This window comes from Burkholderia sp. AU38729 (assembly GCF_020419725.1).
GTDB lineage: Bacteria > Pseudomonadota > Gammaproteobacteria > Burkholderiales > Burkholderiaceae > Burkholderia.
Genome location: NZ_JAIZQO010000007.1, coordinates 193,623 through 218,108 on the forward strand (window position 1 = coordinate 193,623; position 24,486 = coordinate 218,108).

At 71.1% G+C, this 24,486-nt stretch carries 18 protein-coding genes; 5 read left to right on the top strand and 13 right to left on the bottom strand.

The genetic code is table 11. The features are described 5' to 3' along the window. Positions 1 to 18: 18 nt before the first annotated feature. From bcsA to bcsB, 7 genes are read right to left on the bottom strand one after another with little or no spacing between them, the layout of a single operon-like run. A complete protein-coding gene (gene bcsA, locus LGM56_RS19925) occupies positions 19 to 2,556 on the bottom strand; it encodes a UDP-forming cellulose synthase catalytic subunit (RefSeq protein WP_226206562.1) in 2,538 nt (845 codons plus the stop codon). Continuing rightward, positions 2,553 to 3,332 carry a cellulose biosynthesis protein BcsQ gene (bcsQ, locus tag LGM56_RS19930; RefSeq protein ID WP_089494632.1) on the bottom strand — a complete coding sequence of 260 codons (780 nt, stop codon included), beginning with the start codon at positions 3,330 to 3,332 and terminating at the stop codon, positions 2,553 to 2,555. Before bcsQ ends, bcsA begins: the two co-directional genes overlap by 4 nt. Continuing rightward, positions 3,329 to 3,547, bottom strand: a complete 219-nt coding sequence (locus tag LGM56_RS19935; protein WP_089439809.1) for a hypothetical protein — start codon at positions 3,545 to 3,547, stop codon at positions 3,329 to 3,331. Before LGM56_RS19935 ends, bcsQ begins: the two co-directional genes overlap by 4 nt. Further along, entirely contained in the window at positions 3,544 to 5,517 is a 1,974-nt protein-coding gene (gene bcsE, locus LGM56_RS19940; protein WP_226206564.1) for a cellulose biosynthesis protein BcsE, read from the bottom strand. Before bcsE ends, LGM56_RS19935 begins: the two co-directional genes overlap by 4 nt. Positions 5,518 to 5,528: 11 nt before the next feature. Then, complete coding sequence (locus LGM56_RS19945; RefSeq protein ID WP_226206566.1) at positions 5,529 to 9,416, bottom strand: cellulose synthase subunit BcsC-related outer membrane protein; 3,888 nt, start codon at positions 9,414 to 9,416, stop codon at positions 5,529 to 5,531. After that, positions 9,401 to 10,621: a cellulose synthase complex periplasmic endoglucanase BcsZ gene (gene bcsZ, locus LGM56_RS19950; protein WP_226206568.1), complete on the bottom strand. Its 1,221-nt coding sequence runs from the start codon at positions 10,619 to 10,621 to the stop codon at positions 9,401 to 9,403. The genes LGM56_RS19945 and bcsZ overlap by 16 nt, the downstream gene beginning before the upstream one ends. A 3-nt stretch (positions 10,622 to 10,624) precedes the next feature. Then, positions 10,625 to 12,943, bottom strand: a complete 2,319-nt coding sequence (gene bcsB / locus LGM56_RS19955) for a cellulose biosynthesis cyclic di-GMP-binding regulatory protein BcsB (protein WP_226206570.1) — start codon at positions 12,941 to 12,943, stop codon at positions 10,625 to 10,627. A gap of 480 nt (positions 12,944 to 13,423) precedes the next feature. Between bcsB and LGM56_RS19960 the strand changes: the two genes are divergently transcribed. After that, positions 13,424 to 14,446, top strand: a complete 1,023-nt coding sequence (locus LGM56_RS19960; RefSeq protein WP_413226789.1) for a diguanylate cyclase domain-containing protein — start codon at positions 13,424 to 13,426, stop codon at positions 14,444 to 14,446. Between the two features lie 40 nt (positions 14,447 to 14,486). Here the strand turns inward: LGM56_RS19960 and LGM56_RS19965 are convergent, their stop codons facing one another. The 4 genes from LGM56_RS19965 to LGM56_RS19980 form a co-directional block, all read right to left on the bottom strand. Next, entirely contained in the window at positions 14,487 to 14,939 is a 453-nt protein-coding gene (locus LGM56_RS19965; protein ID WP_089472586.1) for a hypothetical protein, read from the bottom strand. Then, positions 14,939 to 16,351 (bottom strand): phosphatase PAP2/dual specificity phosphatase family protein, encoded by a 1,413-nt coding sequence (locus tag LGM56_RS19970; RefSeq protein ID WP_226206572.1) that lies wholly within the window; start codon positions 16,349 to 16,351, stop codon positions 14,939 to 14,941. The genes LGM56_RS19965 and LGM56_RS19970 overlap by 1 nt, the downstream gene beginning before the upstream one ends. Next, positions 16,348 to 18,117, bottom strand: a complete 1,770-nt coding sequence (locus LGM56_RS19975) for a bifunctional alpha/beta hydrolase/class I SAM-dependent methyltransferase (RefSeq protein WP_226206573.1) — start codon at positions 18,115 to 18,117, stop codon at positions 16,348 to 16,350. The genes LGM56_RS19970 and LGM56_RS19975 overlap by 4 nt, the downstream gene beginning before the upstream one ends. Before the next feature lie 93 nt (positions 18,118 to 18,210). Then, complete coding sequence (locus LGM56_RS19980; protein WP_226206574.1) at positions 18,211 to 18,816, bottom strand: CDP-alcohol phosphatidyltransferase family protein; 606 nt, start codon at positions 18,814 to 18,816, stop codon at positions 18,211 to 18,213. Positions 18,817 to 19,272: 456 nt separating this feature from the next. On the opposite strand from LGM56_RS19980, the gene LGM56_RS19985 reads away from it, so the two are divergent. Both LGM56_RS19985 and LGM56_RS19990 read left to right on the top strand, forming a co-directional pair. Continuing rightward, positions 19,273 to 19,905, top strand: a complete 633-nt coding sequence (locus tag LGM56_RS19985) for a lysophospholipid acyltransferase family protein (protein ID WP_124575800.1) — start codon at positions 19,273 to 19,275, stop codon at positions 19,903 to 19,905. A gap of 37 nt (positions 19,906 to 19,942) precedes the next feature. Continuing rightward, complete coding sequence (locus tag LGM56_RS19990; RefSeq protein ID WP_226206575.1) at positions 19,943 to 20,872, top strand: phosphatidate cytidylyltransferase; 930 nt, start codon at positions 19,943 to 19,945, stop codon at positions 20,870 to 20,872. A 42-nt stretch (positions 20,873 to 20,914) separates the two neighbouring features. On the opposite strand, the gene LGM56_RS19995 is transcribed toward LGM56_RS19990, so the two are convergent. Together LGM56_RS19995 and LGM56_RS20000 are read right to left on the bottom strand one after the other, a co-directional pair. Continuing rightward, positions 20,915 to 21,739, bottom strand: coding sequence for a topoisomerase IV (locus LGM56_RS19995; RefSeq protein WP_226206576.1), 825 nt, complete (start codon positions 21,737 to 21,739; stop codon positions 20,915 to 20,917). Between the two features lie 56 nt (positions 21,740 to 21,795). Further along, positions 21,796 to 22,572: a hypothetical protein gene (locus LGM56_RS20000; RefSeq protein WP_226206577.1), complete on the bottom strand. Its 777-nt coding sequence runs from the start codon at positions 22,570 to 22,572 to the stop codon at positions 21,796 to 21,798. Positions 22,573 to 22,678: 106 nt separating this feature from the next. Between LGM56_RS20000 and LGM56_RS20005 the strand changes: the two genes are divergently transcribed. Together LGM56_RS20005 and LGM56_RS20010 are read left to right on the top strand one after the other, a co-directional pair. Next, complete coding sequence (locus tag LGM56_RS20005; protein ID WP_226206578.1) at positions 22,679 to 23,476, top strand: response regulator transcription factor; 798 nt, start codon at positions 22,679 to 22,681, stop codon at positions 23,474 to 23,476. 178 nt (positions 23,477 to 23,654) lie between these two features. Then, entirely contained in the window at positions 23,655 to 24,476 is an 822-nt protein-coding gene (locus LGM56_RS20010; RefSeq protein WP_226206579.1) for a carbon-nitrogen hydrolase family protein, read from the top strand. The last annotated feature ends 10 nt before the right edge of the window (positions 24,477 to 24,486 follow it).

The following is a 24,486-nucleotide window of genomic DNA, read 5'->3' on the forward strand; positions in this document are numbered from 1 at the left end:
TCCATGATGAGCGCCGCGTCAGTCGCGCGCCCGATCGAGTTTCGGCGCCAGCATGGCCAGCAGGCCGCGCGCCGCACCCTTCCACATCCGTACGTTGCCGTCCAGGCCGATCCGCAACACTTCCTTCAGCCCGCCGAGCGGGGTGTCGACCCGCTGGCCTTCGTGCCAGTCGAGCCACGCGTCCGCGCGGCCGAACGTGCATTGCACGAGCTGGCGCTCCTGTTCGAGCGTGAGTTCGTCGAAGCTCACGCCGACATGAGTCGGCGTCACGCGGCTCACGCGCACCGGGAACGGGAACGGCCGGTCGCCGCGCGTCACGCACACCGTCAGCGTGTCGCCGACGGCGAGCGAGAGCCCCGGCACCGCTTCGAGGCCGAGGCCGCCGGTCGAGTAGTCGCTCGTGAAGCACGCGGCCGTCGAGCCGTCGGCGAGCAGCAGCATGGCCGGCACACGCATCGCGATCCGGTGCGTGACGCGCACCTGCTTGGTCTCGCGCGCCACGGCCAGCGCCGCGCCGAGCATCGCGAGGTTGTACACGGTCCAGCCGAGCGTGATCAGGATCGTCGACGCCTCGTCGCCCTGGTCGGCCACGAGCCGCCACAGGCCGGCGAGGATCGCGAGCACGTTCATCCCGAACAGCACCAGATACGGCTTCGACGTCGACCAGTCGACGTAGCCTTCGTCGATCTTGCCGCCCTTGTCGGTCACGTTGAACTTGCCGTGCTTCGGGCTGAAGAACGCGACGGTGGTCGGCAGCGCGATGTACCACGCAAGCACCGATTCGTAGACCTCGGCCCAGAACGAATGGCGGTAGCGCCCCTGCATCCGCGAGTTCGCGACGTTCGCGAGCACGAGATACGGGATCACGTAGCTCGCGAGCGCGAGCGCCGACGCGTTGATGAAGTACAGGTGGAAGAACAGGTACGCGAGCGGGATCGTCAGGAACACCAGCCGCGGAATCCCGTAGAAGAAGTGCAGCATCGCGTTGCCGTAGCAGATCCGCTGGATGAGGCCGAGCCCGCGCCCGAGGAACGGGTTGTCGATGCGGAAGATCTGCGCCATCCCGCGCGCCCAGCGCGTGCGCTGCTTCACGTGGCCCGCGAGGCTTTCGGTCGCGAGGCCGGCCGCCTGCACGGTCGGCAGGTATGCCGACGTATAGCCGCGCCGGTGCAGCTTGAGCGCCGTGTGCGCATCCTCGGTCACGGTCTCGACCGCGACGCCGCCCACCTCTTCCAGCGCGCTGCGCTTGAGCACCGCGCACGAGCCGCAGAAGAACGTCGCGTTCCACAGGTCATTGCCCGACTGCACGAGGCCGTAGAACAGGTTGCCCTCGTTCGGGATCTCGCGGAACGTGCCGAGGTTGCGCTCGAACGGATCGGGCGAGAAGAAATGGTGCGGCGTCTGCACGAGCGCGCACTTCGGGTCGCGCAGGAACACCCCCATCGTCGTCTGCAGGAACGAGCGCGTCGGCACGTGATCGCAGTCGAAGATCGCGATGTATTCGCCCTGCGTCTTCGGCAGCGCGCGGTTGATGTTGCCGGCCTTCGCGTGGCGGTTGTCGTCGCGCGTCACGTAGTCGATGCCCGCCTCGCGCGCGAACGCCTCGAATTCGGGACGCTTGCCGTCGTCGAGCAGATACACGCGCAGCTTGGCCGTCGGCCAGTCGATGCTCTGCGCGGCGAAGACGGTCGGTTTCACGACCGACAGCGGCTCGTTGTAGGTCGGGATGTAGATGTCGACGGTCGGCCAGGTGTCGGGATCGTCGGGCAGCGGCACGATCGGCCGGTCGAGCGGCCAGGCGGTCTGCACGAAGCCGAGCAGCAGGATCATCCACGTATAGGCTTCCGCGCCGTACAGCAGATAGCCGGCGACGGCCTCGACCGGGCTGCGGAAATCGAGCGTCTGCGTGGTGCGCCACCACATGTAGCGCACCGTCGCGAGCAGGGCGAGCGACGCGAGCGCGAGCGTCGGCAGATGGCCCGGCAGGCGGCGCAGCGCGAGCGCCAGCACCGCGACGATCGCGAAGAACGCGAACTGCGCGCCCGGCATCAGCGGCGACATCCCGGCCGCGGCCCACAGCAGCGCGCCGGCCACCAGCAGCAGCGGCGCGAGCCAGCGGTGTCGGCCGACGCCGTTCGCGCGCGCATCGAGCCAGCCGCCCCAGCGCACCCACGGCAGGCGCGCGAGCAGCGCGTCGATGCGCCGGCCGACCGCGCGCCCGGCCAGATAGACGGGCACGACATACTTGTCGAACCACGCGAGTGGATCGCGCGCGGGCCGGCTGTCCGCCGCACGCGGCGCCCGCACGATCGCGCGCCACAGCCATTCGCGCGGGCTGAGCGGCTGCAGCACGCCCCACTCCTGCGCGAGCCGAAGGGACGCGACGCGCACCCAGCGGCGCACGTGATCGGGCCGGCCCGGCGGCGGCGCGTGGAAGAGCAGCCGCACGATCCAGTCGACCCGCGTGCGCTGCGCCGGCAAACCGATGCCGCGTGCGAGCCAGTCGGCCGCACGACGGCCGAGCGCACGCAGGCGCAGCGCGAAGCCCGCGTTCATCGCGCCGCTCCGCGGCGACCGGCGGCGCCCGCCGCCAGCCACGTATCGACCCAGTTCGCGACGCCGTTCAGGTCGTGCGACGCCTGCGAATACGGCGCATCGTCGAAGATCCAGCTGCCGCGCGCGAGCGCTTCGGGCACGGCCGCATCGACGTGGATGCGCTGCTCGAGCATCGACGCCGGCCCCGCGACCGCGCGCAGCATGCCGAGCGCGTCGCGCTGCATGTCGCGCGCCGGATTCAGCCGGTTCACGACGATCTGCAGTTCGCCGCCGCCGGCCCGCAGCGCACCGAGCCGCGCGGCCGTCGTCGCGCACGCGGTCGGCTCGGGCGGCACGACGACGAGCGTCAGGTCCGCGCAGCGAATCGCCTGCTCGGTCTGCGTCGACGGATAGCGCGCGGTGTCGATCAGCACGACGCCGTCGGCCGGCAGCGCAATCTCGTCGAGCGCGCGCGACAGCCACGCGGGATCGGCCGCGAGCCGCGCATCGCACGCGGCGGCGCCGGCCGCGTCGACCTGCCCGTACGGGACGAACAGCACGCCGTCGGCGTTACGCCACGTATGGGCATGCCATGGCTCGCCGCCGCCGAGCAGGCTCTGCGCGAGGCCATGCTCGGCCAGCGAATCGAGGCCGAGCGTCGCGCCCATCAGGTTCTGTGCATCGAATTCGACGGCGACGACCGGCCGGCCGCGACGCGCGAGCAGCACCGCGAGCGCGGCCGTGAGCGTCGTGCGGCCCGCGCCGCCCGTCGTCGACGCAATGGCGATCGTCCTCATCGGGCCGCCTCGCCGCTATGCTCGCCGCGCGCCGCATCGGGCAGCAGCCGCCCGCGCAGCGCGACGGGCACGAGTTCGCACGGCACCGCGTCGCGCCGGTCGATACCGCGCGGCGCATGAAAACCGCGGCCGATGCCGAGGTGCTGCGCGACGATCCACACCGGCACCGCGATCACGATGCCGACGATGAAACCGATGACGATTTCGGCAATCATGCGACTCCCTCCTTGCGCAGCGGCATCGCGCTGCGGACGGCGCTGCGCTTGCGCGCGGCGGGAATGACGGGCTCCGGCGCCGAGGCACCGACAGCCGCGGCCGCCGGTGTCGCACCGATCGCCTCGAGCGCGACGATCGTATCGATTGCGTCGATCGCGCCGCTCACTTCGCTCGCGTCGGGCAACGCCGCGCCGGGGTCGGTGCGAACGGACGGTTGGCGCGTCGCGCCCGCCGGCGGTGTGGCCGCGAACAGGTCACTGTAGTCGGCGATCGGCGCGCGCCGGTTCTCCGCCTTCAGCGCATTGAGCTCGGTGTCGATGCTGCCGTGGCCGAGGCATACGACGCGATCGGACAGCGTGTCGACCGGCACGTCGAAGATGCGCGCGAGCGCGTCCTCCGCATCGGCCGGTTCGCACGCGAACAGGAACACGTACAGGTGCGCGGCATCGGCCGTCACGACGTCGCCCGCGCGGCGCGGCTTGCAATGGCGCAGCGCGTCGACGTGCGACACGCCCGGCAGCAGCGTGATCTTCGCGAGCGTGTGCGGCAGCGCGAGCACGGCGCCGCGATCGAGCACCGCGCGAATCCGCAGGCAGAACGCGCCAACCGGCAGGTAGCCGAGCACCGAATCGCCGAGCGCGGCCGCGAGCGCCGCGCGATAGTCGGCCGCGACGGGCCGCGCATAGAGCTGGCCGCGCAACGCGTGCACGGCGGCCTGCATCCGCGAGACCGGCAGGTCGCGCGCGACGACGCGGCTCGCGCCGACGCTCAGCACGAGCATCTCGAACTGCTGGCGCAGCACTTCGCCGCGCTCGACGACCGCGATCTTCAGCGCACCGCCGCACTGGCGGCGCAGCGCGTGCACGTCCGCGCACAACGCTTCGAGCTGCGCATGCGAGCGGAACACGAGCACCGCGGTGGCGGCCTGCGCATGCGCGCAGGCGGCGACGACGGCCGCGTTGTCCTCGACGATCTCCCAGCCGTCCGGCACGCGGTTCGTGCCTTCGAGCACCGCGCGGCTGACGACGACACGATCCTCGTCGCTCGCGAGCTTCATCCGGTGCGCGGGCTCGGTCGCGCCGCCGTCGACGTGCGCCGACAGCCGGCCACCCGGCGCGAAGCGCAGCGGCCGCACTTCGCCGGCCGCGAGCGTGTCGCCCGCCCGCCAGAAATCGACGACCCACAGCAGCTCGCCGTGCGTGCGCTGCAACTGCGCGACGCCCGAGCAGATACCGTGGAAACCGCTGCGCGGCGTGCGATCCGCATCGCGCACGAGCGGCGCATCGTCGGTGCGCAGGGCGCCGCCCGCACGGGTCGCTTCGGGATCGAGCAGCAGCACCAGCGCGATCCGGCGCGTGCGGCACCAGTCGGCGAGTGCGTGCGCCTCGTCGGCGAGCGCGATCGGGTCGTCCCAGCTGAACCAGCGCTGCGCGCCTTCGACGAAATACAGCGAGCGCGCGCGAAAGCCGTAGCGCTTCAGCGCGCGCAGGCCGCCGGTCAGCCGTGCGAACGGGCCCGGTGCCGCGCGGCGCGGGGCGTCCGCGGTTGCGCCGGCGCCAGTGCCGGTGTGGTCACCGTTGGCCGGCTCGGCCGCGGGCGGCATCGCCAGCACGTTCAGGTTGCGCGGCCAGCCGGCCGGCTGCGCGCCGCCTGCAAAGCCGCGCGCCTGCATCTGGTCGGCGACGTGCGCCGCGTCGCGTGCGAGCACGACCGTCACGTCGCGCGTGCGTGCCTGTCGCGCGCTCTCCCACACGAGCGCGTCGCAGGCCGGCGTGCCGCCGGCCGCGTAGATCGCGTACAGGCCGCCGGCTTCCAGTTGCGTCCACGCATCGGGCAAGCCGTCGATCGCGAGCCGGCTCACCGTGCCGGCGCGGCCGCCGGCCGGCCCCACGTGCAGCAGCGCGCGCAGGCGATCCACCAGGCCGGTGGCGCCGAGCGCGGAGCGGGTGGCATCGAGTTCCGTATTCACGGCGCGTTCCCCTAGTAATCCGAATAAAGCCGCACCGGCGTCGGCGTGACGAGCCAGCTGCGTTGTGCGCGCGCGTCGAACGCATAGCGCAGGTACACGAGCGCCGAACTCGGCGCGTAGTCGTGCGACCGGTCGACCTTCAACTGCGCGCCCACGCTCAGGTGCGGGTTCACGCGGTACTCGACGATCCCGTTGATCCCGTACGAGAACGACACGCCGCGCGTCGAGCTGCCCGTGTACACGAAGCCGGCCGCCACCTGCGCGGCCCGCTGGTCCGACGACATCGGGTAATACAGCGAATCCTTCTCGTAGCTGTTCGAGATCCCGCCCGTGACGGTCAGGTCCCACGACAGCGCATCGTGCCGCCCCGCCCATTCGATCGGCACGCCGAGCGACAGGTAGCGTTGCGGGCTGTAGTAGCCACCCTGCCCGTACGTGTAGTAGCGCAGGTTCTCCGCGTAGTGCCATGCGTTGCCGACGAGCCCGGTGCTGAGCTTCATCGTCGCGCGCTCGTACACGGGCACCGTGAAGCCGGTGCGCAGCGTGACTTCCGCGTTGCGTTCGACGTTGCGGCCGGACAGCACGCCCGCGCCGAGTTCCGCGAACAGGTTCGTGCGGCCGACGTCGACCGACGCGCGCACGGTCACGCCATCGCGGCGCACGCCGCCCCAGACCGCGCCCGTCCACGGGTCGCGCATCCCCGAGTACGACAGCACGCTGCTCGTTTCCGGCCGCCGCGACGCATTCACCGAGAAGCTGGCCGGGCCGGCGTCGAAGCGATAGCGCACGCCGCCGACCAGGTAATGCACGGGGAAACCGAGCGGCGACGTGCCGAGATCGAAGCGCCATGCGTCCGTCAGGTAGCCGGCGCCGAGCGCGACGCCGGTGGCCGTCTGGTGCAGCGAACCCGGCGGATTCGCGATCGATGCGGGGGTCAGCGCGTTCTGCGCCTTGAGCGCCGCGTAGCTGCCGAACGTGCTGAGCGAATACGCGTTCGGGTTGCTCGTGTCGAGCGTGCCCGGGTCGAGATGCACGGTGTCGATCTGCGCGAACACGTGCCCGTCGTAGCGGATCGGCACCTGCATGTAGATCGGCACCTGCTGCGCGCGATACGACGAGATGCCTTCGTCGCCCGACTTGTAGGCGGGCGTCCAGCCGGTTTCGATCTCGGGATTGCGCCGCTGCTGGAGATCCGCGAACGCGGCCTGCGCGGGCGTCAGCCCGTCACGGCCCGGGCTCACGCCCGTCGTGCGCTCCTGCGACTGCGACATCCGGTACAGCGACGCCGCATCGTCATAGCGCCCCTGCGCCTCGGCCACGCGGCCGGCCGCGATCGTCACGTCCGGGCGCGACGGATACGCGGCATGCAGCCGGTCGGTCACCTGCCCGGCTTCGTCCGGACGGCGCAGCGCATTCAGGCGGCGCACGGCCGACAGTTGCGTGTCGACGTCGTCGTCCGGCGTGCGGGCCAGCACCGCCTGCACGCGTGCAAGCGCCGCGGCCCGATTGCCGCTGTCCTCGTCGATGCGGGCCAGCGCGAGCTGCGTATCCGCATCGTCCGGCGTGCGCGCGACGGCCGGCGCAAGCGCGGCGCGCGCCGCATCGTAATGGCCTTGCGCACGTTCGAGATCGGCCAGTTCGAGCGCATAACGCTTGTCCGCGCGGCCGGCCGGGCTCGCGCGATCGAGCAGCTTGCGCGCCTGCGCGTAATCCTGCTGCGCGATCGCGTCGTCCGTCTGCCGCAGCACGAGCCGCAGCGACTGGTCCTCGATCCGCGCCGTCTGTGCGGGCGTCAGCGACGGTTCGCGGCGCAGCGTGTCGAGCCATGCGGCGAGCGCGTCGTCGCGCCCCGCGCTGCCGAGCAGGTCGCCGTAGCGCAGCCGCACGTCCGCGTCGGCGTCGGCGTCGCGCGGGTGCGCGGCGATCCAGTCGTGCAACGGTGCGAGCCCGCGGTCGGGTTCGCCCGCGTCGATCCATTGCGCGCCGATCGCGGCGAGCATGTCGGGATCGTCCGGCGCACTCGCCCGCGCCTGTGCGAGCGACGCGGCAAACGCCGTGCGGTCACCGCGCGCGAGCGCGCCGCGTGCGTCGGCCAGCGCGCGTTGCGCATCGAGCTTGCGCGCAAGCGCGCGCATCCCGTCCGAACGGTGCGCGTCGTCGACCGGCGCGAGCGCGGCCTGCGCGCCCGCGACGTCGTCGAGCGAATTGCGGTACAGCGCGGTCGCGTAGCGCATCTCGGGGGTCGCGCTCTGCGCCAGCCCGTCGTCCATCACCGTGCGGCCGAGCTGCGGCAGCCCCATGTCGCGATAGAGGCGCGCGAGCGCGAAGCGCGTCCACGGCGCGTCGGGCGCCGCGCGCACGGCCGCCTCGTAACGCTGCGCGGCGGGCCCGCGTTCGCCCTTGTCCGCCAGCGCGCGCGCCTGGTTCGCGAGGAGGTCGGCACGCAGGCCGTCGAGCGCGCGTCGATCGTCACGGCCCGTCACGCGGCCTTGCAGCGCATCGAGCAGCGGGCCGATCTGGTCCGCGCGGCCGGTGTTCTCGTACAGCGTGGCCGTGCCGCGCACGGCCGCGAGGTCCGGCGAACGTGCGGCCAGCAACTCGCGCAGCAACGGCTCCGCGCGTGCCCAGTCGCGCTGCGCGAGCAACGCGTCGGCAAGCTGCAGCTTCGCATCCGGGCTGTCCGGCTGCATCGCGAGTGCCGCGCGTGCGGCGCGCGCCTCGTCCTGCGGACGGCCTGCCGCGGCCGCCGCGCGGCCCTGCGCGAGCAGCCCCCAGAACTGCGCGGTGCGTGCGAGGCCCTGCCATTTGCCGCGCTGGTCGGTCGACAGCGTCGCGGCACGCGCGAACAACGTGCGCGCTTCGTCGTGCCGCCCTTCGCGCAGGCGCAGCAGGCCGAGCCCGCCGACCGCGTCGGCGTCGTCCGCCCGCGTCCGCGCGGCACGCGTGAGCAGCGGATCGGCGCCGGCCAGGTCGCCGCGCGCGAGCGCCTGCAGGCCGCGCTGCTGCGCGATGTAGTCGGGATTGCGTTCGAGCTGGCGCTGTGCGTCGCGCTGGCGATCCAGTTCCGCGACGCGATCGACGAATTCGGTATCGTCCGGCACGAGCACGAGATACGCATGCAGTGCATCGAGATACGCGGGATCGCTGCCGGCCGACTGCAGCACGCGCCGCCACAGCGCCATCGCCTCCGTATGGTCGGCGTCGGCGCGCTTCGCGAGCGCCCAGGCGATCCGGTTCGCCTCCGGCCGCGTGTCGGCACGCTGGTTCAAGAGCCGCGCGAGCGCCATCGTCGCGCTCGTGTCCTGCGGATCGGCCGCGACCGCGCGGCGCAGCGCGGCGATCGCCGGCTCGCGTCCGCCCGGCGCATTCGACACGATCTGGTAATACTCGGCGCCGAGCGCACCCGACGGCGCGCCGTTCGGAAACAGCGCGACGATCCGCCGGGCCGCTTCGTCCGCGCGGCCGCTGCGCGCGAGCAGGCGAATCTGTGCCATCTCGCCGCGCCCGCTCGTCGCGACGCGATATTCGTCAGCCACCCGCCGCGTGGCGGGCGCATTCGGCGACTGCGCCTGCAAGCGCGCGAGCGACGCCTGCGCGCCTTTCGCATCGCCGAGCCGCAGCAGCACGCGCACTTGTTCAGCCAGCAGCTCGGGATCGCCCGGCGCGATCAGCAGCCCCTTGCGCAGCGCGTCGCGCGCGAGGTCGTCGCGATGCTTGACGCCCCACATCCGCGCGGTGTCGAGCTGACGCTGCGCGTCGGCGGACGCGGCAGTCGCCGGCGCTGCGGGGTTCGCCAGCGGCGCGTGCGCGGCGGTGCCCGGTGCCGCCGCGCACACCGACGACGCGAGCCACGCGAATCCCGCGACGTGCGGCGCGGCGCGCTTCAGCGGGCGGCGCACGAGCGGCCTCCCCAGCGGGTGTCGAGCGTGCCGTCCGCGCCGAACCGGTAGCGCCCGTCGCGCCAGCCGAGCCCGAACAGCGTCAGCACGCTCGTGTAGTAACCGGGCGGCGACTGGCGCGCGAGCGTATCGACACGCGCTGCCTGGGCATCGGCCAGCGCGCGCTGGCCGCGCGCGTCCAGGAACGGCACGGCCGCCGCCGAGAAGCCGCCGTTGCCGTCGTTCGGCCCGGCGACGCCGGTCGTCGTGTCGACCTTCTCCGGCGGCGCGCCATGCGCGGCGATATGGTCGGCGAACGGCGCAAAACGCGCGAGCATCGGCGCGGCGAGCGGATCGGCGCGATCGAGCATGCCGGCCCACAGATACACGCGGATCGCGTTGTACGCGCTCTCCGCCTGCGTGTCGCGATCGGGCCCGAAACCCGTGCCCGCGCGATACAGCGCCCAGTCGGGCGAGAAGCCTTTCGGTGCGGTGTCGAGCAGCACGCGGCCGGTGCTGGCGGCGAGCGCGGCCCAGCGCTTGTCGTCGGGCAGGCGCGCGCCGAGCGCACGGATCACCTGCGGCGGCGAATAGCTCGGGTTCACGCGCCACTGGCCGTCGGCGAGCTTGAACCCAGTCGGCCCGGGCAGCAGCGTGAGGCCGAGGCCCGGCACGGTCGCCGTCTCGACGTCGAGCACGCGCTTCGCGAGCAGCGCGCCGCGCGCCGTGTAGCTGCGTTCGTGCCACAGCCGCCCGGCCTCGACGAGCGCATACGCGATCCACAGGTCGGCGTCCGACGCCGCGTTCGCGTCGAGCACGCGCCACGCGCCGTCGGGCGCGCGGCCCCACAGCCACGCGGGCAGGTGCGCGCTCAGGTCGCCCTGCGCGAGATTGTTCTCGGTCCATGCGAGGATCGTGTCGAACATGCGCCGGTCGTTCGCGACCAGCGCGAAGAAAAGTCCATACGCCTGCCCCTCCGATACCGTGCGTGAATCAGCCGAGCCGACGTCGATCACGCGGCCGTCGGCCGAGATGAAATCGCGCTTGAACGCGTCCCAGCGCGGCCACGCCGCACTGCAGCCCGCGTCGGCCGCACCGGCTCCCGCGGCCTGCGCGCGCGTGGCCATCCCGGCCGCCGCGCACGTCATCGCCACCGCCAGCGCGAGACCCGCGCCGACGCGCCGCGCCGGCCGCGTTGCCCGTCGCTTCGCCATTGCCCGCGCCATCCGTTACATCCCCCGTCGACGCGCGGCGATTCGCTGCAGCACGCTGAACACGCCGAGCGCGAGCAGCAGCCCCGCCACGACGCCGACCGCGCCCAGCACGACCGGATGCCGCGCCGCCTGCGTCCACACCCGCGCATACCACGGCACGAACCCGACCACGTAGGGCTCGCCGACGCGCAGGCTGTCGACCTGCCCCGGCCGCACCAGCGCCAGGTCGCCCTGCAGCTGCGACACGAGCCCGGCGTTCTCGAACACGTCGAGCAGATCGCCGAGGCGCGGCTGGTCGGTCGCCGTCAGCGCGACGACGCTGCGCCCGCGGCTGCCCGGCAGCTCGAACCCGGCGAGCGCCGCGAGCGAGCCCGTCTGCTCGATGTGCGCGCCGCCTTCGGTCAGGCCGACGCCGTTGCGCCAGCGCTCCTTCACCGAGAAGGCGACGCGAGCGGCGCCTGCGCCGCCCGCGCTGCCCTGCTCGCCGATCACGAGCGGCAGCGCCGAGCGCCAGTGCGCGAGCAGCGGCGACGCGGGCGAGCCGTCGATCACGAGGAGATCCTTGCTGCCCGACAGCGCGGCGACGTCGCCGGGCCGCGCGACCTGCACGCGCAGCGCCGGGAAGCCGGTCCATTCGCCCATGTGGCCGAGCATCGTCAGGTAGGCCTCGAGTTCCTGCGGCGACGGCCGGTCAGGCATCACGACGGCCGTCTGCGACAGGTCGGCGAAGCGCGTGAACGGGAAGCCGCTGTTCGCGAAGAACGCGAGGTTCGGCAACTGCGCGTAATGGACGAAATGCGAGAAGTCGATCGTCGAATCGGGATCGATCGCCGCACGCTGCGGCTCGGTCGCCGTGCTCGAGCACAGGCCCGTCTTCTGCGAGTCGAGCGTGAAGCGGAACTGCAGCTGGTTGCCGCTGCCGACCCGGAACGCCGGGATGTCGACGTCGCTCGTCACGCGCCCTTCCGGCACCGACAGCAACGGCAGCTGCATGCGGCCGTGCGCGTCCTCGGCATGGGCCGGCCCGAGCCGGTACGACTTCACGAGCTGGTCGTTGATCTCGACGGCGAGCGTCGAGTTGTCCTGCACCGTCGGCGCCGTATAGCGGTAGCGCAGCGTGATCGGCACGCCCGCGCCGTTCCACGAATGCAGGTCGGACGGCACGCGCAGGTTCAGGCGAATGGCGTCGGGCGACGTGCCGCGCACTTCCAGCTCGCGCGTATCGGAGACGAGCTCGCGGAACGGGATCGGCCGGTTCACCGGCAGCCAGCGCGGCGCGTCGTACGGTTTGCGCGGCGCGCCGAGATCGACGTGCGCGACCGTCGCCGACGGCCCCGACAGCGCCGCGCGGCCCAGCACGAGCGTCGCGACCGCATCGTCGACCTCGGCCGCCGTGCGGCCCGTGACGACGAGCAGCTTGCGCCCCAGCGCGGCCGGGTTGTCGGCCACCGCGAGCAGCGGGCCGCTGATCGACGGCAGCGCGAGGCCGGCCGGCAGCGTCGCGGCCGTGCCGATCACGACCGCCTGGTCGTCGGCCGGCAACCCGGTCGACACCGGGAAGCGCGCATGCCGATAGTCGGCCAGCGCGCCGAACCACGACGCGAGCACGCCCGCGCTGCGCAGCGTCGCCGAATCGGGCGACGCCGGCAGCACGAACGGCAGCCGCACGCGGCCGTTGTCGCGCCGGTCGAAGAACGGCGCCGGCAGCAGCGCGAGATCGTTCGGCAAACGAACCGGCGATTCGTTGAGGATCAGCTCGCTTTTCGGGCTCACGTCGGCCCACAGCGCCGAGTTGGCCGGATCCTCGCAATGGTCGAGCGTGTAGTGCGCGATCAGGCGCAGGCCGATCTGGTTGAAATCCGAGAAGTAGCGCGGATCGATCGGGATCTCTTGCGTGACCGTGCGGCCCGCCTGCGCGGCGTCGAACGGAACGGTCGCGATGACCTCGCCGTTCACCGACACCTTCAGGTGCGACATCGGGAACACCAGCGACGGCGAATACGCGTAGGTCAGGCGCAGCCGCGCGCCGGTGACCACGCGGTCGAGCCGCACGCCCGCATTGATCGTGCGTGCGTCGTCGGCGCCGCGCAGGCGCAGCGGATCGAACGCGCCGAGCGACGCGAACGGCAGGCGCACCGTCGTCACCGGCAGCCCGGCCGCGGTCGCGCTGACCGCCGCGGGCGCGGCCGCGAGCACCGGCGCCGGCGCAGCGCCGGACGCGGCCGCAACTGGCACGACCGGCACGGCCGGCATCGGCGCGGCCGACAGCGCGGCGGCATGAAAAGCGCCGGCCATCGCGGCCGAGAGGACGAGCAGCGACACGGCCGGCTTCATGCGGCACTCCGTTTCATCAGGATCATCCGGTCGTCCGTCGCATCGCAATCGATGCACGCAAAGCAGCTATGCCCGTGAGTGAACATCCCCACTGCTTCCCTCATATGTATCCAACTGGCCTGATTCATTTATCGAAACGATGCGGCGATTTCTTTAATCGCGCGGCATCGTGCTACGCGCGCCTGGCACCGGCACACGCCCATTCGTCACACTATCTCAAAAACAGGGCAAAACTCACCCCGATTCGCGACATTGAAGCGAAAAAACCTCAATCCGGTCGGAAATGCTGCGCGAGAGGGATGAATGGTAAGAATTGCGCCGTTGTCGCCCGGCAGGTCAAACGGCATACTGCCGGCGCGGATCGGCTGGCCGGCGGCGATCCGTTGCAGACCGCCCGGCCTGAACGCGCGGCCGCGAGGCGGCGCGTATGCTACCGCAATCCGACGCCGCCGGATGTGCTTTCTTTCACGGAAAACGGACTTGAATCAAATCGTCGACACTGCCACCCCGTCCCCCGATACGCTGCTGCGCATCATCACCGTGCAGACCGAGATCGCGAAGCTCGGCCTCGATCTCGGCAGCGTGATGGCCTATGTAACCGAGCAGGTGCCGCAGCTCACCGGCGCGAGCGCCGCCGCGGTCGAATTCGCCGAGGGCGACGACATGGTGTACCGCGCCGCGTCGGGCACGGCCGCCGGGATGCTCGGCCTGCGGTTGCGGCGCTCGGGCAGCCTGTCGGGCCTGTGCGTGCAGCAAGGCGCGTTGCTGCACTGCATCGATTCGGAAACCGACCCGCGCGTCGATCGCGACGCCTGCCGGCGGGTCGGCCTGCGCTCGATGCTCGTGATGCCGCTCACCCATGCCGACACGACCGTCGGCGTGCTGAAAGTGATGTCGCCGGAAGTCGACGGCTTTTCGCCAGCCGACGCGGCCACGCTGCGGCTGACGGCCGACCTGATCGCCGCCGCGATGTTCCACGCGGCGCGCAACGAGGCGAACGAACTGTACCTGCGCGCGACGCACGACGCGCTCACGGGCCTGCCCAACCGCGCGCTGTTCTACGACCGCCTGCGGCAGTCGATGCACACGACGCTGCGCGCGAACGGCCGGCTCGGCATCCTCAACATCGACATGGACGGGCTGAAGCCGATCAACGACGGGTTCGGCCATCGCGCGGGCGACGCGGCGCTGCGCGAGATCGCCACGCGGATGCAGGGGGCGGTGCGGCGCTCGGACACGGTCGCGCGCATCGGCGGCGACGAATTCGCGGTGATCCTGCCGAACATCGGCAATCGCGACGATGCGCATGCGCAAAGCACGCGGCTCGCGCGCCAGGTCGGCGAACCGTTCGAATTCGAGGGGCGCCCGATGCGGCTCGGCGTCAGCGTCGGGATCGCGCTGCTGCCCGACGACGGCACCGACATGAACGCGCTGATCGAGCATGCGGACCAGGCGATGTATGAAGTGAAACGCACGCGGTCGCAGCGGGTCGCTCACGCGTAACGCGGCTCGACCAGCCGGCGGCGGCTGCCTTGCACGGGCGCTAGCCGATCTGCGGCACGGCGATCGCGAGCCCGACCACGAGCCACTGGACGATCGCGACGAGCACACCGGCCCGGCACAGCCCGACCGCACCGCGCACGCGTGCGTCGAGTGCGCGTCCGGCCTTCGACGCATCGATCCAGCCGAGATCGGCGAGGGCGCGGTCGAGCGCCGCGAGGCCGTCGTCGACCGATCCGTCGCCCGCGGCCGCACGCGCGAGCGCGGCGAACAGCCGGCGGTCGATCTCGATGCGCACCGCGTACCACAGCGCCGCGATCCCCGACCCGGTGCTGACCACCGCCAGCAGCACACGGGCGATCGTCGCCGGCGCCCAGCCCGACGCGATCCACCAGCCGGCGCCGGCCGCGGCCAGCGCGGCCGCGATCGCCCACGCGCCCGCATCGAGCGCGCCGCGCGCGGCGGCAATCCTGAATGGCGCGGACGGGTCGCGCATCACGCGCCTCCCGCGCCGCGACGGCGGTCGATCCACTGCTGCAGCACGGCCACGCCGTCGTCCGACCACACCGCGTGCGGCCGTACCGCGCGCACGGCGGCCAGCGCGTCGCGCGCATCGCCGAGCCCGCGTCGCGCCGCCAGCCACGCGGCCGCGCACAGCACGCTGCGCCCGTAGCCGAGCGCGCAGCAGACCAGCACGTCGCGCCCTTCCCCATGCAGGCGTTCGAGCGCCGCGACGGCCTGCGCGAGTTGCCCGGCCGTCGGCGCGACGAGATCGAGCTGCGGCACGGTCGCATACGCGAGCGACGCATCCACCGACGCCCAGCGCGGCATTTCGGCGGTCAGGTCGACCAGCGCCGTGAAGCCGTGGCGACGCACATCGCGTGTCGTCGGTGTGCGCCCGATCGACACGCGCTCGTCGATCCGCACCGGCGCCGGCTGGCGGAACGTCCACAGCCGCGAATTGACGAATGCGCCGGCGATCGTCGGCGCGAGCAGCCAGCGCATGACGACCGGGAACCGCCCGAGCGCGTCCTTCTGGAACGCGCCGGGCGCGCCGCGCCGGTAGATCCACGCGACACAGGCGAGCGCCAGCGCGACCCACCCTGCCGCCAGCGCCCAGCCGGGCGCGCGCGGCACGCACCCGAGCGCCACGAGCGCGAGCGCCGCCGCGCCGAGCGCATAGCGGCGCGCGAGCGCACGGCCGGCCGCGCCCGGCGACGCATCGGCGCCCGGCAGCCGGCCCGCGGCATCGCGCAGCGGAAACAGGAACAGCGCGAGACAGCCGACGGCCGCCCCGGTCGGCACGTCGATCGCGTGATGCTGGTAGGTGGTCAGCACCGACACGCCGATCGCCGCGAACCACAGGTGCAGCACGCCGCGCGCGAGCGTGCCGCGCAGGTGCTTCGCATACACGGCCCACAGCACGACGAGCAACCCGATGTGCAGCGACGGCGCCTGGTTGAACGGCTTGTCGAAGCCCATCAGCAGCGTGAACAGCGCACCGGCCACGCCGCCCGCGTCGGGCCGCTCGAACCCGAAGCGCAGCGGCCACGCGATGAAGCACGCGACCGAGATCAGCTGCACGGTCAACAGCCGCTTCACGTGATCGAGCAGGTCGGCGCGGCGCGTCCAGAAAAAGAACGACAGCGCATACAGCAGGTCGATCGACCAGTACGGCACGATCGTCCACGGCACGAACGGGATCGCGTGCTCCCAGCCGAACGCGAAGGTCGGCACCGCCGCGCGGCGCGCGGCGAGCCAGTTCGCGAAGCCGTAGGTCGAGAAGAACACGGCCCCCATCACCGCGAGCCAGCCGAAACGCAGCGCGAACGACGCGTCGCGCGCGCCGGCGCCGGCCGCCGAGGCCGGTTCGGCGAGGTCGCTCGCGCCGCCGCCGAGCGCGCTCATGACGCGTCGACCCGCTGCGCGAGGCTGACCGTGAAGATGCCCATTTCGTCGATCCGCTGGTCGAGCTTGCGGAAGCCCGCGCGCGCGACGAGCTCGTCCATCTCGGCCTGCGAGCGGCGGCGCATCACCCAGGTCGCTTCGCCGCGGTGATTGTTCAGCGCACGGGCGATGAACTCGAGCTGCGGATGCCACGGCTGCCCCGTATAGACGAGATAGCCGCCCGGCGGAACGGCCTGCGCGAGCCCGCGCAGCGAGCGCTCGATCAGCGCGTTCTCGCCGAACAGCTCGTAGAGGCCCGACACGATCGCGAGCGTCGGACGCGGCTCGAGGGTCGCGAGCGACGCCTCGTCGAACGCATCGCCGCGCTCGAAGCGCGCGATCGACTCGAGGCCGCGCTGCGCGATCAGCACGCGCCCGGCCTCGACGTTCGGCGGGCTGTAGTCGCGCAGCGTGATGTCGTCGGGCGCCGCGCCGTCGCGCTCGGCGGCCGACGCGATCGCGTCGAGCACGTAGCGCCCGTGCCCGGCCGCGATGTCGACGATCCGCACCGGTGCGCCGTGGCCGCGCAGGCGGCCGATCGCCGCGCCGATCAGCTCCTGCAGATGCACCTTGCGCTGGCGGATGCCGACCCAGCCCGGCGAATCGAGATAGGTGCGGTCGATCAGCGCGCCGACGCCGAGCCGCCCTTGCGCGCGGTTGCGGTACACGTAGTCGAGCGTCGAGCCCGAATCGAAGCCGAGCCGCAGCCCGAGCGCGATGCCGTCCGACAGCGCGCCGCCGGCCTTCAGGCCGGCGCGCGTGAGCGCCCAGTACGCCCGCGCGAACGCATTCGCGGGCGGCCGGCCGAGCGCCGCGTATTCGTCGTGGAACGCGCCGCGCCGGTCGGCGTCGGCAAGCGACACGCGCGGGCTCGGCGCATCGAATTCGCGCAGCACGAATGCTCGCAGCGGGGCGAGCGCCTGCGCGCGGTCGCGTTCACCGAGCGTGTCGTGATAGAAGCCCGGCAGCACGATGCGCTCCTTGCGCGCGGCGCCGAGGCGTTCGAAGAAGCGGTCCTGCGGGCCGCGATGCACGACCCAGTCGGCGCCGGAGATCAGCAGTTGCGTCGGCACGGTGATCGCGGCCGCGTCGGCGACGATCCGCTGCGCGGTGTCGTGCAGGTCGAGCAGCATGTTGACCGCGATCGGCCGCGTGATCAGCGGATCGGACGCATAGCTCGCGATCCGCTCGGGATCGTGCGTGAGGAATTTCGGCTTCACGTAGCTGTTCACGTAGAACAGCCCGCGCAGCTTGTGCATCAGCCGCAGGCCCGGCCGCGCGAACGGCACGTAGAGCTTGATGTGGAACGCCGGCGACGCGACGACGAGCGCGCGGATCGGCGGCGCATAATCGTGCGCCCAGGTGGCCGCGAGCACCGCGCCGACGCTCTGGCCGACCACCGCCATGTCCTCGATCGCGATGCCGTGCGTGTCGCGGATATGTTCGACGAAGGTCTGCAGGTCACGCACCGACGCGGCCGCGCTCGGGCTGTAGCCGCGCGCGCCGGGCGAGCGGCCGTGGCCGCGCGCATCCCATGCGAAAAATGCGAAATCGGGCAGGTAGAGCTCGTCGACCAGGTGCGCGACACGCGCCGAGTGTTCGTGGCCGCGATGCAGCAACACGATGGCGCCGCGGCAGCGCGGGCCCGTGGCGGGCCAGTGACGATAGAACAGCGTTTCGCCGTCGTGCGAGATGAAGTCGGCCTCGCGGGCCATGCGTGCGCTCATGCGTTTTTCTCTCGTTTCGTTATTCGAATCCTGGTGCGCCGCCCTCCGGCGCCCGATACCGCAACTGCGTTGACGACTGTTTCAACCGCCCTTTCAACCGCCCTTTTCCGCGATGCCGGCCTGCACGCGCCGCACCACGGTCACGATCGACAGCACGATCAGCAGCCGCCACAGCCATGCTGCAACGCCGCCGACCGGAAAGCCGAGCCCGATCCACAGCGCGAACGCCCCGAGCGCGAGCGCACGGTCGCTCTTGCCGAACGGGCCGTCGTAGCGGCGGCTCACGCCGACCAGCGGACCGATCAGCCCCGCGCATTCGACGATCACCGCCGTCAGCGCGAACAGCCAGACGTCTGCCGGAGCGAACGCGGAAATCGCGAGAAACGGCAGCACCAGCGCGACATCCGACACGACGTCGCCGAGCTCGTTCAGGTAGGCGCCGAGCGTGCTCTTCTGGCCGTGCTCGCGCGCGAGCATCCCGTCGATCGCATTGAGCGCCATCCGTGCGAACAGCCACAGCGGGATCAGCAGGAACAGCGCGCGGGCAAACACGCTGAGCCCGGCGAGCGCGCCGACGACGATCGAGCCGCCGGCCGCGAACAGCGTGACCTGGTTGGCCGTGACACCACGTTCGGCGAGCGAGTTCGCGAACGGGCGCAGGGTGTTCTGGAATTTGGGTTTGAGTGCGTAGAGGCTCATCGTTTTATTTGCGCGGCACAGTCGGATACATTTCCCGCCGCCATGCCCCGGGCGGCGAAACGGCCTTGGACGGCCTTCCATGGACGGCCCTAATCGTCGCCGAGCGGCCCCGATGCGTCAAGCGCGCGCCCGGCCCGCACGCGCGGCGCCAATCTGGCGTTTTTGACGGAAACTCGCGATAATCCGCTGGCCCGATCGCGGCGAGATCCATTCGAACTGCAAACGGGCACGCGTGCAACAGCCGATTATCACGCCGCCGACCGGCGCATTCGCCGCGACGCAACCGCGTGTGACGGCGAATCGTCCGATTATCGCGGACCTGCGACAGGCAGCCACGAATTTGAAAAAATTTAAACAAGGGCCGTCCGGCGCGCATCCTGCCGCACCGGCATTCCGGGGTCCCGCCCGCCGCTCACGCGCAGCGGGCCATGCAGGCACGCAGGAGGCGCAGCGCCGATGAACATCCTCAACGTTTGGCAGCGCGATTTCCTGCTGTCCATCGTGCGGCTCGTGGCCGGTGCGTATCCGGTCTGGCATCAGGCGCCGCCGTCTCCGACGCAGAAGATCTACTTCTCGAACCACACGAGCCACATCGACACGCTCGCGATCCTCGCCGCGCTGCCGCGCAACGTGCGCGCGGTCGTGCGGCCGGTCGCCGCGCGCGACTACTGGGACAGCAGCGACATGAAGCGTCACATCGCGCAGAAGCTGCTGAACGTCGTGCTGATCGACCGCCACCGCGAATCCGGCGGCGACCCGCTCGATCCGGTGCGCGAGGCGCTCAAGCAGGGCCATTCGATCATCATCTTCCCGGAAGGCACGCGCGGCGCCGAGATCCTGCCGCAGCCGTTCAAGAGCGGGCTGTTCCACCTCGCGACCGAGTTTCCGGACGTCGCGCTCGCGCCCGTCTATCTCGAGAACCTGCAGCGGATCATGCCGAAGGGCGCGATCTGGCCGGTGCCGCTGATCTGCAAGGTGCACTTCGGTGCGAACGAACAGCGCGGCGCCGACGAGGACAAGCCGACTTTCCTCGCCCGCATGCGCGACGCGGTCGTCGCGCTCGCACCGCCGCAGCGGCCGGCCGGCTGAACGCGGCGCCCTCTTCTCCCCTTTCCGGATATCGATAATGCGAACCATTTTCTGGGAACTGGTCGCGGGCGTCACGGGCGTGCTCGTCGTCGCGACCGTGATCGGCGCGATCCTCGGCGCACGCAGCGGCGGCACGAGCGCGACCATCGTCAACCTGAACCAGCGCATCCGTGCGTGGTGGGCGATGATCGCGATCATGGCCATCGCGATCGGCCTCGGCAACAACATCACCTATCTCGTGTTCGCGGTGCTGTCCTACCTGACGCTGCGCGAATTCATCACGCTCACGCCCACCACGCCGAGCGACCACACGACGCTGTTCATCGCGTTCTTCGTCGCGATCCCCGTGCAATACCTGCTGCTCGGGATCAACTGGTACGGGATGTATTCGATCTTCGTGCCCGTGCACCTGTTCTTCGCGATGTCGCTCGTGTCGGCGCTCACGCAGGACACGCGCGACTTCCTGAGCCGCAACGCGAAGATCAACTGGGCGCTGATGGTGTGCGTGTACGGGCTGAGCCATGCGCCGGCCGTGCTGATCCTCGACATTCCGCACTACGCGGGGCAGAACGCGCTGCTGCTGTTCTTCTTCCTGTTCGTCGTGCAGATCAGCGACGTGCTGCAGTACGTGGTCGGCAAGCTGTTCGGCAAGCGCAAGATCGCACCGCAGCTGTCGCCGTCGAAGACGGTCGAGGGGTTCATCGGCGGCGGCCTGCTGGCCACGCTGTGCGGCGCATCGCTGTATCGCGTGACGCCGTTCAGCTTCGGGTCGGCGTTCGGCATCTCGCTCGCGATCGTGATCGCGGGCTTCGTCGGCGGCCTCGTGCTGTCGGCCGTCAAGCGCTCGCTCGGCACCAAGGACTGGGGCTCGATGATCGCGGGCCACGGCGGGATGCTCGATCGCGTCGACTCGATCTGCTTCGCCGCGCCGGTGTTCTTCCACCTCGTGCGGTATCTGTACGTGTAATGCGCGGGCGGCGCCACGCCGCCCGTTCCTGCGCGCGATGGATCAGTACCCTTCGCGCAATGCCTTCGGCACGACGTAGCGGCCACGCGCCGCGTCGAACTTCACCGTATGGCGCGCGCGGATCGTCTTGTCGCCGCGCGTGCCCGTTTCCGTGACCGTCAACGGATAGACGTCGCCGGCACCGGTCAGGTCCGGCGCGATCTCGAAGCGGCGTTCCTCGCAGCGCGCCCGCGCGTTCGCACATTCGGTCGACTCCGCGTTGTCGAGCGCCTCGTCGATGCGTGCCGCCGCCAGCACCAGTGCATTGCCGACCGGCAGCCAGATCGCGCGGAAGCGTTGCGAATAGCCTTGCCGCGTGTCGCTTTCGCCGATGACGAACCCGAACAGATGCGGCCCGAGCCGCTCGATACGCACCGTGCCCGGCTCGCCGCGCCCGCCCGACGCGATCTCCGTTTTCTTCATGACCGGCTCGAGCGTCTTGCCGTCCGCCGCCGGTTTCAGCACGTACAGGTCGATCGTGCCGGTCGTCGCGTCCGTATCCATGCCAGGCATCCCGTTCTGCACGGCCGCCTCGGTCTCGCCGCACATCGCGAGCAACGTGCGCGGGCCCTCCGCGGTCGCGACGCGCAGCGAGCCGCATGGTACATAGACAAGATCGCCGCCGTCCGCCTGCCAGCCCTTGCGGTCCGCGCGCCAGCTGCCGTATGTGTCGTGGATGAAGGTCTTCAACAGACGATCAGGCTGGACCGGCTCGGCCGCATGGACGGGCCACATCGCGGAAAGCGCGGTGAGCACCGCGAGCGCGCCAGGCGCGGCGAGCGAAGCCGCGAACGGCTTCAGACGTGTGTTCCGGGGCGGGACTGTCATGACGTGGTTCGTTCTGGTCGAAAAGAAGTGTAGCGAATGGTGGCGGGCCTTCCCGATCACGGTTGCCGTGGTGCGATGCCGGTGCCGTCCGGCTTCAGCCGCGCGGTTGGCACCCACCCTTCGGCGGTGACGCGCGTGCGCGGATTCAGGTAGACGACCGACGTGAAACGGCCATAGTCGGCACGCGCATCGACGTGGTCGTGCTCGACGATGAACCGCCCGTCGATCCGGCACGTGTCGTCCGGCGCGGAATAGAACGGCAGGCGCCCCTTGCCGGTGACGACGCGCCCGGCATCGCTGCCCATCACGTAATCGCCCTGCACCTGCGCGCGGCGGTTCAGCGCATCGCAATCGACGGCGTCGCGCACGGGTGTAGCCGGTGCGGCCGGTGCAACCGGCGCAACGCACGCCGACACGAAACGCGACAACGCGCGCCGGTCGATCTTCAGCACGTCCGGCCGGTCGGGATCGCGCGTGACGTCGAGTGCCCGCATCGCCTGCGTATCGAGCGTGACCCAGCCGATCGTCGCGTCGCGATTCGGCGTGCCCGGATGATCCGGCATCGTGAACAGCCTGACGCGGTAGACGTTGCCGTCACGCTCGTCCACGTCGGCATGAATGTCACGCCGGCTCATCTCGGTCTGCCGCAATGCCGGTACGATCAACCGGGTCAGTTGCTCATTGCACGACGCCGGCGGCATGGCGGCGGCCGTTTGCACGGCCATCGCGCCCAGGCATGCCATCGCAGCAGGCACGGCGACAGCCGCCGCGAACCGGCGGCGGCATCCGGCCTCGCCATTCGCGCCGGCCGGCGTTACGATCTCGTTCTTCACCCAGGCTCCGTTCGATGCGTGCGGGGATCGGCCCGCGAGCCCGTAGCGTACACGCACGGCGCGGCACCGCAAGCGCGCATCGCACCTGCCCGACATGGACCCACGCATGAACCTCACGTTGCAGGACGTCGCCTGGCACCGCTCGGTCGGGCGGCTCATCGAGTCGCTCGACCAGCCGGGCTTCTGGCTGGCGCTGATCCGGCTGATCGAGGAATACGTCGCGGTCGACAGCTGGGTCGCGCTGACGTTCGGCGACGGCCGCCCGCAGGTGTTCGCCGAATGCCCGTACGAAGGCGGCGGCCCCGACCCGCTGTTCCGCGACTACGTGCAGGGCCTGTACCAGCTCGACCCGTTCTACATCGCGAACCGCGACGCGCCGAAGAGCGGCCTGTTCCGGCTGTCCGACGTCGCGCCTGAATGCTTCCGCGATACCGAGTACTACACGCTCTATTTCACGCACAACGTCGTCGAGGACGAGGTGCAGTTCAACGTCGTGCTCGACGATGCGCGCACGCTGTGCCTGTCGCTCGGCAGCAAGCGGCGCTTCAGCCCCGAGCAGGTGGCGCTGCTCGACCTGATCCGGCCATGGGTGGCCGGGCTGATGCGGCAGCGGCTCGCGTTCGAGCCGGCCGCCGTCGAAGCCGCGGTGCCGCCGCGGGCCGGCAACCATGCGCAGGACGGCTTCGAGCGCGCGATGGCGCGGCTCGGCACGCCGCTCACCGCGCGCGAACTCGACGTGATCCGGCTGATCCTGAGCGGGCGCTCGAACAAGGAAGTCGCGAACAAGCTGGCGATCTCCGCCGAAACGGTCAAGGTCCATCGCCGCAACATCTACGGGAAGCTCGCCATCAACTCGCAATCGGAGCTGTTTTCGCTGTTCCTGAACGCGCAAGCCCGCACCTGACACGCATCGCGGGTCGCGCGTGCCGGTGCTCGCCGGCACCGGCGGCGTCACGGATCAATACCCCCGACGGGTTAACGCGCCGGCGGGATGGGCAATCCGCCGCTTCGGCGCATACTGGGGCCTCCCTACCCACCCTTCCGGCGCCACCGGCGACGGGCCCCTGCATACCGACATCGCCATGAAACTGAAGCTCGATATCGTCCAGCTCGCCGGTCGCGACGGCGACACGCCCTACAACCTGCAACGCACGCTCGACGCGATCGCCACCTGCGCACCGGGCACCGACATCGTGATGTTTCCTGAAGCGCAGCTCACCGGCTTCCTCGATTCGTCGAATCTCGCGGAATGCGCCGAGCCGCTCGACGGCCCGAGCGTCGGCGCGGTCATGGCAGCCGCTCGCGCACGCGAGGTGGCGGTCGTGGTCGGGCTGATCGAGAACGACGGCGGCCGCTTCTACAACACGACCGTCTTCGTCACGCCGGACGGCATCGCGCTGCGCTATCGCAAGACGCATCTGTGGGTGAGCGAGCACGGCGTCGTGCTGCCCGGCGACCGTTACGCGACGATCGAATGGCGCGGCGTGCGGATCGGCCTGCTGATCTGCTACGACAACGAATTCCCCGAAACCGGCCGCGCGCTCGCCGCGCTCGGCGCCGAGCTGATCCTCATCACCGACGGCAACATGGAGCCGTACCGCCCCGTCCACCGCACGTCGGCCACGGCGCGGGCGATGGAGAACCAGGTGTTCGCGGTGGTCGCCAACCGCGTCGGCGGCAGCGCGCACGACGTCGTGTTCGCGGGCGGCAGCCTCGCGGCCGATCCGTTCGGTAACCTGATCTTCGAGGCGGGCAATACCGAATCGCGTCATGCGGTCGAACTCGATTTCGACCAGCTCGCCGCGTCGCGCGCGGTCTACGACTATCGCCGCGATCAGCGCCTGCACATCGCCGGCGAACACATCGAGCACGCCAACGGCCTGCGCGAACTGCTGATTCCGTAAGCGCCTGCCC

Bases quoted from the DNA above. Each gene is read 5' to 3' on its own strand.
- LGM56_RS19980 (WP_226206574.1), bottom strand. From the start codon at position 18,816: ATGAGCCTCTACGCACTCAAACCCAAATTCCAGAACACCCTGCGCCCG.
- bcsA (WP_226206562.1), bottom strand. From the start codon at position 2,556: ATGAACGCGGGCTTCGCGCTGCGCCTGCGTGCGCTCGGCCGTCGTGCG.
- LGM56_RS19975 (WP_226206573.1), bottom strand. From the start codon at position 18,117: ATGAGCGCACGCATGGCCCGCGAGGCCGACTTCATCTCGCACGACGGC.
- bcsZ (WP_226206568.1), bottom strand. From the start codon at position 10,621: ATGGCGCGGGCAATGGCGAAGCGACGGGCAACGCGGCCGGCGCGGCGC.
- LGM56_RS19965 (WP_089472586.1), bottom strand. From the start codon at position 14,939: ATGCGCGACCCGTCCGCGCCATTCAGGATTGCCGCCGCGCGCGGCGCG.
- LGM56_RS20010 (WP_226206579.1), top strand. From the start codon at position 23,655: ATGAAACTGAAGCTCGATATCGTCCAGCTCGCCGGTCGCGACGGCGAC.
- LGM56_RS19995 (WP_226206576.1), bottom strand. From the start codon at position 21,739: ATGACAGTCCCGCCCCGGAACACACGTCTGAAGCCGTTCGCGGCTTCG.
- LGM56_RS19935 (WP_089439809.1), bottom strand. From the start codon at position 3,547: ATGATTGCCGAAATCGTCATCGGTTTCATCGTCGGCATCGTGATCGCG.
- LGM56_RS19970 (WP_226206572.1), bottom strand. From the start codon at position 16,351: ATGAGCGCGCTCGGCGGCGGCGCGAGCGACCTCGCCGAACCGGCCTCG.
- bcsQ (WP_089494632.1), bottom strand. From the start codon at position 3,332: ATGAGGACGATCGCCATTGCGTCGACGACGGGCGGCGCGGGCCGCACG.
- bcsB (WP_226206570.1), bottom strand. From the start codon at position 12,943: ATGAAGCCGGCCGTGTCGCTGCTCGTCCTCTCGGCCGCGATGGCCGGC.
- LGM56_RS20005 (WP_226206578.1), top strand. From the start codon at position 22,679: ATGAACCTCACGTTGCAGGACGTCGCCTGGCACCGCTCGGTCGGGCGG.
- LGM56_RS19990 (WP_226206575.1), top strand. From the start codon at position 19,943: ATGCGAACCATTTTCTGGGAACTGGTCGCGGGCGTCACGGGCGTGCTC.
- LGM56_RS19985 (WP_124575800.1), top strand. From the start codon at position 19,273: ATGAACATCCTCAACGTTTGGCAGCGCGATTTCCTGCTGTCCATCGTG.